The organism is Salinimicrobium profundisediminis, from assembly GCF_026241755.1.
GTDB classification, from domain to species: Bacteria; Bacteroidota; Bacteroidia; order Flavobacteriales; family Flavobacteriaceae; genus Salinimicrobium; species Salinimicrobium profundisediminis.
Genome location: NZ_JAPJDA010000021.1, coordinates 67,857 through 82,639, shown reverse-complemented (window position 1 = coordinate 82,639; position 14,783 = coordinate 67,857). Strand labels below are relative to the sequence as shown.

Annotated in this window: 8 protein-coding genes; 3 read left to right on the top strand and 5 right to left on the bottom strand. The window is 36.8% G+C overall.

All coding sequences use genetic code 11. The annotated features are described in order from the left end of the window. The 5 genes from OQ279_RS13225 to OQ279_RS13205 all read right to left on the bottom strand — a co-directional run. On the bottom strand, positions 1 to 305 hold a 305-nt coding region (locus OQ279_RS13225; protein WP_266070439.1), incomplete at its 3' end, for a sigma factor-like helix-turn-helix DNA-binding protein. 423 nt (positions 306 to 728) lie between these two features. Beyond that, entirely contained in the window at positions 729 to 1,514 is a 786-nt protein-coding gene (locus tag OQ279_RS13220; protein WP_266070436.1) for a hypothetical protein, read from the bottom strand. Positions 1,515 to 1,517: 3 nt separating this feature from the next. Then, positions 1,518 to 4,361 carry an ATP-dependent helicase gene (locus OQ279_RS13215; protein WP_266070434.1) on the bottom strand — a complete coding sequence of 948 codons (2,844 nt, stop codon included), beginning with the start codon at positions 4,359 to 4,361 and terminating at the stop codon, positions 1,518 to 1,520. A 19-nt stretch (positions 4,362 to 4,380) separates the two neighbouring features. Beyond that, positions 4,381 to 5,703 (bottom strand): hypothetical protein, encoded by a 1,323-nt coding sequence (locus OQ279_RS13210; protein ID WP_266070432.1) that lies wholly within the window; start codon positions 5,701 to 5,703, stop codon positions 4,381 to 4,383. Between the two features lie 610 nt (positions 5,704 to 6,313). Beyond that, positions 6,314 to 6,736, bottom strand: coding sequence for a hypothetical protein (locus OQ279_RS13205; RefSeq protein WP_266070431.1), 423 nt, complete (start codon positions 6,734 to 6,736; stop codon positions 6,314 to 6,316). A 699-nt stretch (positions 6,737 to 7,435) separates the two neighbouring features. On the opposite strand from OQ279_RS13205, the gene OQ279_RS13200 reads away from it, so the two are divergent. The 3 genes from OQ279_RS13200 (at position 7,436) to OQ279_RS13190 (ending at position 14,755) form a co-directional block, all read left to right on the top strand. After that, entirely contained in the window at positions 7,436 to 10,438 is a 3,003-nt protein-coding gene (locus OQ279_RS13200) for a SusC/RagA family TonB-linked outer membrane protein (RefSeq protein WP_266070430.1), read from the top strand. A gap of 11 nt (positions 10,439 to 10,449) precedes the next feature. Continuing rightward, on the top strand, positions 10,450 to 11,853 hold the full coding sequence (locus tag OQ279_RS13195; protein WP_266070428.1) for a RagB/SusD family nutrient uptake outer membrane protein: 1,404 nt from the start codon (positions 10,450 to 10,452) through the stop codon (positions 11,851 to 11,853). A gap of 196 nt (positions 11,854 to 12,049) precedes the next feature. After that, positions 12,050 to 14,755, top strand: coding sequence for a M16 family metallopeptidase (locus tag OQ279_RS13190; RefSeq protein ID WP_266070426.1), 2,706 nt, complete (start codon positions 12,050 to 12,052; stop codon positions 14,753 to 14,755). The last annotated feature ends 28 nt before the right edge of the window (positions 14,756 to 14,783 follow it).

Below are 14,783 nucleotides of genomic sequence, written 5' to 3'. Positions count from 1 at the left end.
TAATGGTACAGAAAAGTAAAACCAGGATGATTCCGGGCCTTATTGACCCCCTCAAAATATAGCATCAGTTCATCATGCCGCTTATTATCAATAGTGGTATGTGAAGGAAAAAGTGCACTTAGACGTGCATTGTCAAAGGAAAGTAGTTCTTTAAATGAATAGTCACTGGCCGTGAAAAATTTCATATAGCTGTTGACCGTGTTGCGGGAGATGCCTAGAGTGGTAGCTATCTTACGATTGCTAAAACCATCCAGGCTCAAGGTAATAATTTGTTTTAAGTCCATTGGATCAAGGGTGTTGGCCATATCTTATTACAGTTTTGCAACAAGATAGTTTTACTTGATCTTTCAAAGTGGCACAAAACGAACCGACACGACTGGCACAAAACAAACCGTTATTGTTCTTTGTATTTCGGAAGTGGAACCAAACGAACCGATATTACTGGCACAATTTGAACCGTAATAGTTTCCAGTGCTGCCATAAAGTGGCACAAATCAAACCGAAATGCCTGGCACTAACCGACCGAAATCACTGGCACAATTCGAACCGAAATAGCCAGATTTCTTCCAGATGATCATTTTGGGTGTCGTAATTCTCTTTGGTATGCTTATTATAAGTTGTGAAAGCTTCTTACGAAAAACTTGTAAATTTCAACGCTTAGTCATGTCAACCATTGGTTCCTTGCCTTTAAATTTCTATTTCAATTGTTAAATTTGGTCGAATATCAGCTATTTAAGAGCAATGATAGCAGCTACTAAACCAGAAATTGTTGCTATCCATCCAATGAAATGAAAAATAGGGTGTGTGATGAAATCTATGAAAAGGGAATATAAATTCTTGTTTTGAATTTTTAATTCTTTTGTTATTAGCTTTTTAATAGCTTTTTTTAAGAATTCCACTTTGCAATCCACAGAATCAATTACCCCTTTAAAATTTTTATTTGCAAATTCTGAAGATTCTGTTGACCGTTGTAAATACAATCCTTCTTGAAGACCATTATTATTGAAGACGATAAGTGATTCAAGCTTGTCTGGACCTTCGACGAAATTTTCACCATACATTCGTTCTAGAATAATAAGAAGACTATGAGTATTATTAGTGGGAATTTCCTGATAATTTTCTAAATCTTCAAAAATTTTTTCAAATCTGTGTTTGATAGCTTCAAATCCAAAGTGAATGTTTTTCATATCCCAATGAACCCAAGTACAATTCTTATGTCGCTTCACAAAGTCATTAAAAGATTTCAATATCCTTAATTCGAGTTCGCGATATGAATCCTGTATTTGATCTTTTGGTATTCCTGCTTTGTCAGCCTCAAAATGTATAGCAAATTGTTTATCTATTTTCTCATCTAAAGATTTAATAACTATTGAAGTTATAATAGGAGAAATACTACCATAATCATCATCATAAGTCTGGCTCTGTGAATAATGTATGCAGAAGACGTTAGCAGGATTCTGAATAAGCTTTTTTACATTTCGGATAGCGGTTCGCCGTTCTTTATATGCTCCCATAGCTTATTTTCTAACTTTTATTTCCTTATTAATGCTTCGGCTGCATAATCTAACTTGATAGCAGGAATTACATTTTTTAAAATCATTAGTTTTAAGGAAATTTTCTGACCAAATAAAATTAACAGATTTTCGAATTTTGTCCTCTATTTCTTGTAGATCTTCTGGGTACAATTTTTCGGGAGTCTTCACTTTGTTTTCACCGATAACGTATGTCATAATGTAATCAGCTGTCTCACCTGTTAGTTCCCTATGACCTAATGCGTAAAGCTTTAATTGATCTCTGGTAATAGGAAGATCTGCGTTTTCTTCATCACTTTTGAACTCAATGATAATAGTCTCGTGCTGCCCATTGCTTTTGATTTTTTTTATTAGATCTATTCTGCCAAGGACGAGAATGTTTTCATCTAGTTTGTATTGTATATCCTGTTCAATAAATTCAATATGTTCGAAGTCATAGTGATTGTCTTTATGATATTCAATCACATTTTTTTCCACTTTTTTCCGAAGAGGTTCTTGTAATTTTATAGAATTAGTTAAATATGGGAAATGTATTTGTCTATCTATTAAATCTTGTAGTTCTTCAGTATTAAAAATCTCTCCATTTTTACCTCTCTTGTGGAGCTCCATTAAACAATTATGAAATGAACGACCTACTCCCATCCTTTGATTTAAGGGATAACGGAAGCCAAAGACAGATACTAGTTTGAATCTATATGGGCAGTCAAAAATATCTTTAAGTGTGGTGAAGTCCAGGGCAATGTTGTTCACCTTTTCTTGGGGTTGTGGTGTTATTTTTGTTTCGTTAGAAAATCTGAATTTTTTATCTGAAATCATCACGGGAAAAACACCGTCACGGGCTCTATTCAATTCTTGAATATACTCTGATTCTATTTTGTATAGGCGATTATTCAAATCAGGAGCCTGTGTTAGTAATAAGTATTTCTTGCTTCTGGTAAGAGCAACATATAAAAGTCTTCTCTCATCTTCTTTGTCAGGATCCCTTTCATACCTTTGTTGATCCACTATTAACTGTCGATCCAAAAAATGCCATTCATTAAGACCTCCTCTTTTTTTTGCTGGTAGATAGTTTTTATTCAATCCTGGAAGTATTACAACTGGAAATTCTAAACCTTTCGACTGGTGAATGGTCATTATCTGTACAGCGTTTGGAGTTTTATAAGGATTGTTTAACCATCCTTCCGGATAGTAATCTCGGGCAACGTAATTAACAAAGCTAAGGAAACTGAATAGATGGAATCGAGGGCTAGAACTATTGAAATTAATTTCCTCAAAATCACTAATTACTTGGCTAAATTTACCAAAATTAAAAAACATGATCTCCGCTCTTTCTTTTGTTCTTTCAAAAAGAGCATTTGAAGTTTCAATAATAAAGGCTTCTTCAAAAGCCTCTGAAGTATAAATAAAATCCCAAAATATTTTTTGCAGAGAGTATTCCCAATTTTTATCTACGGAAGGAAGATTGGGAAATTTCTCTTTCAAATTTTCAATAGCCTTTTGGAGGTTTCTTTTATTGAGTGAATTGTTAGGTAGACTAACCCATTTTAATTCCAGTTCTTCTTCATCGATATCACTGTAAAGAAAGCTGAAAATTCCTAAAGCAGCTTCTATTTCAGGCGTGTCGAATAGCTGGTTAACACCAGCAGTAATATAAGGTATATTATGATCTTCGAGTGCTTGTACTATACTCTCAGCTTTATTCCATGTTCGTAGTAAAATTGAAATATCGGAAAATGCTAGACCTCTAGTGCCATTTCCATCAGTAAACGGTACACCAATAATGTCATTAATGTATTGTGCAATAGCTCGATTTTCTTCTTCAACAGATTCATACCTATTATACAAAATGTCTTTACCTCTCTCGAAGTTCTGCTTTTCAGCAGATAGCATTTGTTTGTTGGGAATTCGTTCCTTATTGTTCGAAATGAGAGTCTCGGCAATTTTAGTTATCCCAGGGGAACTCCTATAATTTTCCGATAAGGGAATACTTTGAACACTATTCTCACTAAAATTTTTTTCAAAATTTATAATATATTTATTATTGCTTCCTCTCCATTGGTAGATATTCTGATCATCATCTCCCACGACAATTAAATTACAGTTACTAATATGCTGTAGTTTTTGTATTAGTTTATTCTGAATGGGATTAATATCTTGATATTCATCAACTATTAAATATTTAAGATTGGATTGGATGTTTGAAAATAGATTTGTTTTTGATTCTAAATTTTCCAAAGCTTTTTCAAGTATCATTGAAAAATCAAAAAACTTATTTTCTTTCAACTTTGCCTCATATTTCTTTTTTGCTAACTGCAGATTAGTAGGCAAGTTGTTATTGTCAGATTCTCTAATAATATCCATTATTTTTACAAATAAAGATGTATCAACGAATCTCCTTAATGGCACAGAGGGATTGGATAATTTTGAAATTTCTTTCATTCCAATCGAGTCGTAATGTTTATCAATGAAGAGCTTTAACTTTATTTCATCGAGAACAGAATAGCTTTGGTATAAATATTCGTTTTCTTGTAGTGCTTTTAAACACCACCCATGGATTGTTCCGGTATACATATTAGCCATACCCCGAAAATGACCAACGTTTTCCAATACTTTAGTCTTTAATTCTGCAGCTGCTTTTTCAGTGAATGTAAAAGCTATGATGTTTTCAGGAGAGACATTAAAATCATTCTTTGGATCAAGTAAATAAGCTACCTTACCTGCCACTGTTGTAGTTTTACCTGATCCGGCACATGCAATTATTCGCAGGTGTTTGTCAATTGAAGTAATAGCTTTTCTCTGGTTGGGAGAATAGTCGGTTAAGTCGATCATTATTCTTTTTTAGTTCAAATTATTCCCTGTTTTGAAAAATAAGAATTTTTTCTTTCCTCATTAGATCAGAAAAATTATTTCTGTTAGGCATTCGTTTGCTCAGAATATCTCTTTCAAGATTTGTGACCAAGCAGACATTCTTACTTGCTAAGAGTTCCGTTAATATTTCGGTATTTTTTACTTCTTTGTAATTTACATTCCTGTTGGCAATAGTCCATACCATATAGCCACCTGGCACTATTCTTTCTATTATATTATCTATAGTTTTGTCTAAGTCATAAAAGAAATTGATGATTTTTTCAGCTTTTATCTTTTCTTTTGAATTGTAGGAAACAAATAATTTATTTATAGTTGGACAAGTTTGGAAAAGATAGTTTTGAGCATTTTCAAAATCTGGACTCTTTCTACCTCCAAGACTTTTTCTGTCAATTTCTTGGGTTGTTCTTAGATAATCCAGATTTATTGAATCATCTATGTCTTCCTTCGGGATCCACTGAAGGGGTAAATACGAAAATTGACCATAGGTGACCGTTGTATGATTATCACCATATGGAGGGGAAGTGACCATAATCTGAAACTTCTTCTTAGTTTTTATCTCAGCCAGAGAATTGCCCCACTTTACTTCTGCTGAATACTTATACTTGTTGTTTTCGATATGTTTTTTTTCTTCTAAAATTTTACAGAAGTTATTGATGTCTTTGATGCTCTTTTCAAGAGTTGAAAAAAATATTTCTTTAGCAGATATATTTCTTTTCTGTACTTCACTTTGCTTTCTTGCATGCAGTTTAAATGTGGAAGTGCGGTCGTTGCTAGAAAGACGAATTGTCTCTCCTAAGCTTACCCAAAGCAATTTCCTTATTTTTAACTCGGGTTCTTGCTTTATTGCACGAAATATTTGCGAAAGATGTAATTGAACTGGACGAGTAAACCATTTGTCAATATTAGGGAACTTCACTTCTATTTTAGTTTTTCTGTCCCTTTCAATTCTCTCTTTTAATACCTTTTGAGCTTCTATTAATTCTTGTAAAGTGTAATAGGAAGTTTTGACTTGACTAATCAATAAAGATAAGGGGTTTATATCCTGACCAAAAATGTTCATTCCAAATTTCATAGCAGTCACAAGTGTATTTGAGGCTCCCATAAAAGGATCCATTAATGATACTTCTGTTGGAAATGTTTTAGAAATTTTTTCAATAATTGGTTCTTGGACGGAAGGGACCATCATTGCAGGATAATTTAAAATTCCTCTGGCGTAATCACTCCGTATATAATTATGCCCATTCAGAACTTCGGCACTAATAGATTCTAAAGTAGATCTTATATTGATTTTTGGGGATATCATTTGCTATTGAACAGTTATATAAAAGAGAGTGAATCTTTCTCAAAAGAAAAAGGGATGAAGGCTTGTTTTTAAGGAACAAAGTAATAATATTTCAAATAAAAATTTTGAAAAAATTAGATGCAATAAATGTATTTTTTTTTAATTAATCTAACAACTCCTTATATTTATATCTTGGATTTCTAAAGGAACGAAATTACCTCTTAAATCTTGATATTTTATTCGCACTATTGATGAGAAGATTCCAACTAAAGGGATAAATTTCGGGAACGGTCATGCGAAAATAGCTGCGAATTGTTCATGAGAATTGTTTACGTGTAACTTTTGAAATAGGAATCAAAAGAACTTGAGGAACTTTCTGCTAAAATTCGCAATGGATTAACTCCATAACTTGGAATGTTGCATGAACATGAACAATATCACTTGGCTTATTCTAAATGTTACTTTATTCCTACCCGTGAAAAGGGAAGAGATTTGTTCTTTATGGCTTATCAATGTTTTCCGTGGCAATTGATTATGATGTACAGAGCAATAAAATTGTGGATGAGGTTACCTTGAATTCAAGAGAAAAACTGAATGAATACAGTAACTTAAAATTCTAGTTCTCTAAAAATCATATTTCCCGGCAATAAGGTAGTTTGTTCCTTTTCCATTTCTCTAATTCCTCCTCGGTCAATGGAGTTTTTGAAATCACCTGAAATTTAAATGAAGATTTACCCTTTTGATTACTTAAAGGATAATGAAAATATTCGATTTTTATTTTTACAATATCATTTTGAAAAAAGTCGGAAGGGAAAAAGTCATTAAAAGAATTAAGATTTAAAATCCTACCTAAGCGATTTAAAATCCAAAGGTTATATTTCGACCTTTCCTTAAAATTTTCCACCTTGCTAATATACCCTTCTGCAAACCCAAGTTCACGCGAAAGTTTGTTTTGTGCAATGGGTGGAGTGGCCTCTTCACGTAATTCTCTTATCCTATTTATTAAATAGAAATCAAGTTCAGAAATTATTATTTCAATTCTTTTATTTCCCATAATGAAAGGAAATAAATGCCATATTCAGTTAAAAATCACATCCCCATGTGGATGTATTCAAATTTTTGTATATATTTGGTTGATATTAATATATTTGCGAAACTTCTTAAAGTAAAATATTAGAAGCATTCGCTTAGAGTCTCAAGTAGAAAACTGGTAATTTTTAGCAACGAGATGATAAGCTAGGATGCTCACGACCCGGGCGTGGGCTTTTTTCTTATCGTTGCAAGGTATACCAGTACCTCTACTTGATAAGTTAAGTTTCACGCCCATTTTGTATTTAGGCGCTTTCAGTTTAACTGCTTTAAAGCATTTGTTTCTTCACATAGATGGTTCTCAAAACATTATTACAACTTTTGCCTTAACGGGATTAGCCATTGTTAAGGTTCATTGACGGGAGCTAGTTTAGCCGTTAGTCCCGGTGGGTCACCATAACTGCTACCCCTATGTTGCAGTGGTGACGGGTGGGTGGGAAAAATTCCCCCATTCCCCTCATAGGGGGGAGTTTTAATTTTTGTGTAACTAAATAAGGTGCCAATGAAACAGTAACTTCTTATCATTACCCTTAAGGGACAGCCTATTTTGTTCAATTATAAGAACAAAATAAACATAAAAAATAGCCTTCCGGTTACTTTTAGCGGATCTTTCCGGAAGGCTTACATCAAACGAAACAAAGTTTCATTCAATCACTGCAAAATTATGAAAAATAATTTCGGCCGGTTTAAAATAATCGTGCTTATAAGTCTCATCCTGCTGCTTTCTGTAATTACCTGGAAAGCCACAGCAGTAAATGCTCCTAACTTTTTAGATAATCAAAACGCCCAACAGGAAGTAACAGGCGTTGTAACAGGCCTACAGGGACTGCCAATAGCGGGTGTTGCCGTTTTTATTAAGGGAGCAACCAAAGGAACAGTCACCAACGTAAATGGAGAATTTACCATACGTGCCACCCAGGGAGACACTCTCGTCTTTACCTATTTGGGTTTTAAACCTGTAGAAGTTGTCCTGGAACAGGAAAGCACCCTTAACATCCAAATGGAAGAGGATGTTTCTTCCCTTGGGGAGGTAGAGATCAATGCTGGTTACTATAACACTACCCGCAGGGAAAGTACTGGAAACATATCCCGCGTCACCGCAGAAGAGATAGAACTACAGCCCGTAATTAGCCCTCTACAGGCTTTGCAGGGGAGAATGGCGGGGGTGGAGATCATTCCTGGCGGCAGCCATCCTGCGATGGCACCTACCATTCAAATAAGAGGAAGAAACAGTTTACGGGAGGAAGGGAATTATCCTCTTTACATTATTGACGGAGTGCCTGTCAATTCCACCCCTATGGAAAGCAATAGCCTTTTAAGTAATACAGGAATCGACCCTCTAAATACTCTGAACCTTTCTAACATTGAAAGTATTGAAGTACTCAAAGATGCCGATGCTACAGCCATTTATGGCTCCCGTGGTGCTAATGGGGTTGTATTGATTACTACTAAAAAAGGAAAAGGAGGAACATCTGGGCTTGACCTCCGTTTCTACTCAGGGACTGCCACAGTTCCCAATAGGATAGATTTATTAAATACAGAGCAATACCTGCAAATTCGCAGGCAGGCTTTTGAGAACGATGGGGTGGAACCTTCCCCCACCAATGCTTACGACTTGATGTTATGGGACCAGGAAAGATATACAGACTGGCAGGATTTCTTTTTTGGAGGGATTTCTCCTATTACAGATCTAAATGTGGCTGGCTCGGGAGGTAATGAAAACACTTCTTTTCGTTTAGGCGGGTCTTACCATAAACAGGGAACAGTCTATCCCGGAGATTTTGATTACCAAAAGGTAACAGGAAGCTTTAACCTGAACCATATTTCAGAAAATAAAAAGCTAAATATCAATCTCTCCGTTAATTTTGGTGTGGATGATAATGTCTTAGCCGGGAATGTCAATTTAGAGACCAATGCTTTTCGATTACCACCAAATGCTCCTGCTGTTTTTTTAGAGAATGGAGAGCTAAACTGGGAAGAATGGGGGGAAGCAGGTTTAAATAATCCATTGGAGGGATTTTATAACAGGAGCGATACACAGTCTCAAAATTTGGTTTCGGGTTTGGGGGTTTCCTATCATATTTTCCGGAATTTAAGTCTGAAAGGAAATTTTGGGTACACTTCGTTTAATAGCGGTGAGGTAGTAAAAAGACCAAGAAGGTCGTTAAATCCTGCCTACTGGCAGAATATTGATCATTCATCATCACATTTAGAGATAGAGAGGAAATCATGGATCATAGAACCTCAGTTGGTTTATGTAAAACCTATGGGGAAAGGAAATATTGAAGGACTCATTGGTGCAACATTTCAGGAGAGTACGTACCACCAAATGGCTTTGCAAGGGGAAGGTTATGTCGCTGAATCCCTCATTGGAAATCTAACTGCAGCTGAACAGATCATAAATGCTTCAAGTGAAAACTCGAAATATCGTTATGCCGCCATATTTGGCAGGCTGAGCCTGGATTGGGATAAGAAATATTTTATCAACTTTACCGGAAGGCGAGACGGTTCCTCCCGGTTTGGCCCCGATAAAAAGTGGGCTAACTTTGGCGCCATAGGTGGTGCCTGGGTGTTTTCTGAAGAATCGCCGTTTCGAAATAATGGTTTTTTGAGTTTTGGAAAACTCCGAATGAGCTATGGGACGACCGGGAGTGACCAAATTGGCGATTATGGATATCTGGATGCCTACGAAGCCACTCCTGGACCAGGAGGATTATATCCTACTCAACTTTTTAATCCTGAATATTCCTGGGAAGTAAATAAAAAACTGGAGGCTGCCATAGAACTGGGATTCATCAAAAACCGCCTCAACCTTGGTCTTAGTTGGTACCGTAACCGCTCCTCAAATCAACTGGTTGGCTATGTGTTACCTTCAACCACCGGTTTTTCTTCCATTCAGGCCAATCTTCCGGCAACCGTAGAGAATAAGGGACTTGAAATAGAAATTTCTTCTACAAATTTCCGCTCTAAAAAATTCCACTGGCAAACGTATTTCAATATCACTTTACCCCATAATGAACTGGTAAGTTATCCGGGAATCGAGCAATCTTCGTATGCAAATATTTATAAAGTGGGCTATCCTTTAAACATCTCCCTGCTTTACCAATACGAAGGAATTGACCCTGAGATAGGTCTTTACCAGGTATTGGATTTTAATGAGGATGGTCGATATGGCTATGAGGACCGGGTAGTGACACGGAATTTTGGAAGGAAATTCTTTGGCGGAATATCTAACAACCTGAGTTATAAAAATTTTACCCTGCAGTTTTTGTGGGAGTTTGTTAAACAAGATGGCACCTTAGATTTTTTTAATGCTGGCCATTTAAGCAATCAACGTGCAGCAACATACCAGGCATTAGAAGAGAATAGCATATATCAGCAGGTGTCAGCCTCTTCACAGGCTAATACGGCCTATTTAAGAGTTTTGAGCTCGGATTTCTCTGTTGTGGATGCTTCCTTTCTACGCCTGAGAACTTTGACTTTTGGGTATGCTCTTCCTTCCCAGCTTTTAAAACGAGCTGGCATCCAGAATGGCAAAATTTTTCTAAACGGACAGAACTTATTCACCCTTACGGAATATGAAGGAATGGATCCTGAGCTGCCTCGCGGTGGTTCCCGATTTGCAGGCACCAGGACAATTACAGGTGGTCTTCAACTTCAGTTTTAATTATAAAAAACATGAAAACAACAGCTATTATTTATAAAGTAATGATACTGGTGCTTTGCGGGTTTTTCATATCCTGTGAGGACTATTTAGAAATTGATGTCCCTGATCATAAAATCGTTAGTGCAACCGTCTTCGAAAATGATGAAATTGCTTTAAGTGCTCTGGACGGACTATACAACCAAATAGCTGCCGCTCATTTTACCGGTGGCGGTGCATCCAGTGTCACAGTTTTAGCAGCACTTTCTTCGGATATACTCAATCCATTTTACACGACGAACCTTCCTTATATGGAATTTGACCAACATGAACTTTTGCCGGATAATTTCAGGAATACAAACCTCTGGACCAGTGCATACAACATCATATACATGAGTAATGCACTGCTGGAAGGAGTGGCCGATTCAAAAAGTATTTCTCAAGATGTACGCACGCGTTTAGAAGGAGAGGCAAAATTCGTTAGGGCCTTTATATATTTCTATCTCGTTAACCTTTATGGGGAGGTGCCATTAATTCTCACCACAGATTACCGGACGAATGCATTGGCAACCCGTAATCCTGAGGAGGAAATTTATATGCAAATCAAATCGGACCTTCAGACTGCAATTGATCTATTAGGCGTCAATTACTTAAATGGAGAACGTACCAGGGTGAACTATTATGGTGCAGTTGCATTCATGGCTAGAATAGAGCTTTACAAGGAGAATTGGGAGAAGGCGGAAATCCTGAGCAGTGAAGTAATTTCGCAGACTGGGACCTACGAAATTCTTGAGAATTTAAATGAAGTGTTTCTGGCGAACAGTAAAGAGGCTATTTGGCAACTTTCCCCCATAGGAAGAGGTGATAATATGACCAATACACACGAGGGTGCCAATTTTATTATTGATCCTATATATTCCTTTTTTGCACAATTTAAATTGAACCCAATCTTTGTCGACTCTTTTGCAACTGAAGATAAAAGGCTAACCAACTGGGTTGGATTTCATCCGGCTACGACCTACTACTACCCGTACAAGTACAAAATCCGAAATGATACTGAAGAGGTAACGGAATATTCTATGGTGTTGCGTCTGGCAGAACAATATCTCATACGAGCCGAGGCCAGGGCAATGCAAGACAACATTTCCGGAGCTGTGTCAGATCTGGATAAGATAAGAGAAAGAGCAGGCTTGGATTTAATTGCCAATGTAGACCCCGGTATAGGAAGGGAGCAACTACTGGAATTAATCTTTCAGGAACGAAAAAAGGAGCTGTTTACTGAATGGGGGCATAGATGGTTAGACCTAAAGCGCATCGGAAATACTGGAGAAGTGTTAGGGGAAGCTCATCCACAATGGCAGGAAACGGATGTTTACTTTCCCATACCAGAACCGGAACTATTAACTAATCCTAATCTCACCCAGAACGATGGATATTAGAATTTTCGCGAATCACTCTAAGATAGGTATGATCCTCCTTTTAGGTTGCTTAATGAACCTGAATTTATTAGGTGCTCAGAACTTACATGGTAATGAAGATATCTTCGTGTTGGACAGTAGCATAAAAAATGGCCGGTTACCGAACGGATTGACTTATTTTCTAAAATCTGTACCTGGGCCAACATCAGAACTTAAAATGCGGCTGATTCATAAAATAGGGAGTTATCAGGAGGATAGTAGCCAATTTGACATAGCTCATGCCATAGAGCATTTGGCCTTCAAAGGAACCAAAAACTTTCCGATAGGTGTAGACAATAGCAATTTGGTACATCAATTGGGTATGGACAATGCTGACATTACAGCTAGTAGCGGCCGGAGACAGACGGAATATATTTTTAATGTTCCCCATGGGAATTTTGAAGGAGTAGAAGTAGGATTGCTTTGGTTTAAGGATATTATCAATGGCCTGAATCTAAGTGAAAAGGATATTAATAGTGTACGGGGAGAGGTAAAGGAGGAATTCTTAGGAAAGTTAGGTGATAATTTACAAGAAGTTTTCGCTACCACAAAAATGTACCGCTCCTTCTTTCCTTGCGAAGATAAGGAGGCCGACTTTGTTGCTCATTACAACAACTTCGCTTCAGATGATCTTAAACGCTTTTATACAGACTGGAATAATCCCGGTTTTTTTGCCGTAAGCGTAGTTGGAGATATTCAGGATTTTGATGCTCTGGAGAAGCGTATAAAATCCAGTTTATCTCATCTTAAACCTAAAGAATTGCAGAAAAAGCCCTCTAATTGTGATTCTTTGTATTACAACCGGCAACCTCGATTTATTATTGTTAAACGAAAAAAAGATTCCGCAAAATTTATTGAGGAAAAAGCTGCAAGAATGCATCTGTTTTTTCCGGATTCCATTATAGGAGGAACGCTACATAAGAGAGAAGGAATGGAGCGGTTACTTCAATTCCAAATATTTTTGGAAATACTGGGTCAAAGATTTGAGCAAACTAATAATCGATATGGCAGTGAACCTACCTACCTAAATAATTTATACGATAGAGATATGCCTCCTGGAATGGAAATCGTCCATTCCTTTGATGATGGCACAGGAGAAAATTCTTTTAAAGAATTAAGCCGGGTATTAAATCAACTTAGAATTCATGGAATTTCTAAGGAAGAGTTTCAAAAAGCGAAAGAGCGGCATCTTAAAAATTTGAAGGGAACAAATCTGGATGAAGATAGGTTCTGGTTTAAACAAATTTCAAAATTCTATGTTCAGGGAGAGGCACTCCCTACAGACAAGCTTGTTTATCTTACGAGCTATTTGGAAAATTTAAACCTCACCGTTTTAAATGAATTTGTGAGTTCTTATTTGGAAAATGGCCCTAAGGATATTGGAATAGTGGCTCCCGGAGGTCATAATGCTTTGTCTTTTGAAGAAGAGGAAGTCAGGGCGTGGATCTCAAAAGCTTATCAGGAAAAAATAGAACCTTTTGAGCTTCCAGAAATCCCCGTCCTTATGGGGCGAGATGAAATTAGCAGATTAGAGGAGATCAGTTATGTTGATCATGGAAAAGGGAAATCGGGTTCCAGAGAAATAGTTTTGAAAAATGGTGTTAAGCTGATCTTCAAATCTGAATACTCCTCGGAACCTGAAAATGGGTATCCCATACATCTTCATGGATTTTCACTGGGTGGGGCAAAAGACCTACCCGAAAAGGATTATTATTCGGCTGTAAACGCTTCTGCAATAATTCAGAATGCCGGAGTGAATAATTTAAACAGGTTCGAATTGGATCGTTTTCTTGCCAGTGCCGGCTTAATGCGCGGGGCAGTTTCTCCTTATATTGATTACGCTGAACATGGGATATATGGAAGGTCGGATTTAGATGATTTGGAGACCATGATGCAAATGGTCTATTTGTATTGTACTTCACCCAATAGAAATGAAATGGCTTATGAGGATTGGAAAAATCGAAAGTTTAAAACATACATAAATCCCAACACCAATTTAATGGTTACAGATTTTGATGAGGCAGTTAGATCCCTTACCGGAGATAAATCTCTTGTAAGTATGTTAGGAAGAAAAGCAGCACCTGGAGGCACAAGAGGATATAAAAGTGTTGCCGAAACAGATTTCGATCGCGCCTATTCTATCTACAGAAATTTTTTCGGAAATGCATCTGGTATGGTTTTTCTAATTACCGGTGATTTTGAGATAGGACAAATTTTACCTTTGGCTCAAAAATATTTAGGTAATCTCCCCAGTTTCAAAAGAAAAAAAATACCCTTAAAATCTTCTGAACTGGTAGAGCTGCCTAAAGGACCATCATTTCAAATGTTTCTAAATGAGGGGAATTACAAGATGGAAAACATTAGTTATGGTACAAGATTTATACAACCAGCTCTCAAATTAGGTGACTGGCAAGAGCAAATTAAAGTGGCAGTATTAGGTGAAGTTGTAGAGCAGAAGCTGTGGCATTTACGGTATAAAAAGGGTTACGGTTTATATAATGTGAGTGCTAGAGGACGGTACAATGAGGAGTTGAAGCGCTATGAAATAGGTACATACCTTTATTGTCAGCCAAAGGATTTCACCGAAATCCAAAAGGAAATAAAACAGATTTACTCTGAAATGAAATCAGGTTCAATTTCATCCAAAGAATTAGACCCGGCGCTGGAAATGGTGTATTACTTTAACTTTTCCGAGAGGGCTAAACGAACGGGATCTCTTATAAATGAATTATATAAACACTATAGGTATGAACAGCCATGGGTAGCATCTCAAACGAAACAAAGGTTTCTGAAAAGCCTCACTTCAACTGATATTATGGAGGTGGCACGGAAATTTTTAAAGAGTGAGAATTTCCATGAATTCGTAATAAGGGACGAGAGGTAGAACAAAATATGTATAAAAAAGCACACCG

Coding starts and splice junctions, on each gene's coding strand:
- OQ279_RS13210 (WP_266070432.1), bottom strand. CDS start 5,703: ATGATATCCCCAAAAATCAATATAAGATCTACTTTAGAATCTATTAGT.
- OQ279_RS13220 (WP_266070436.1), bottom strand. CDS start 1,514: ATGGGAGCATATAAAGAACGGCGAACCGCTATCCGAAATGTAAAAAAG.
- OQ279_RS13215 (WP_266070434.1), bottom strand. CDS start 4,361: ATGATCGACTTAACCGACTATTCTCCCAACCAGAGAAAAGCTATTACT.
- OQ279_RS13205 (WP_266070431.1), bottom strand. CDS start 6,736: ATGGGAAATAAAAGAATTGAAATAATAATTTCTGAACTTGATTTCTAT.
- OQ279_RS13195 (WP_266070428.1), top strand. CDS start 10,450: ATGAAAACAACAGCTATTATTTATAAAGTAATGATACTGGTGCTTTGC.
- OQ279_RS13200 (WP_266070430.1), top strand. CDS start 7,436: ATGAAAAATAATTTCGGCCGGTTTAAAATAATCGTGCTTATAAGTCTC.
- OQ279_RS13190 (WP_266070426.1), top strand. CDS start 12,050: ATGCGGCTGATTCATAAAATAGGGAGTTATCAGGAGGATAGTAGCCAA.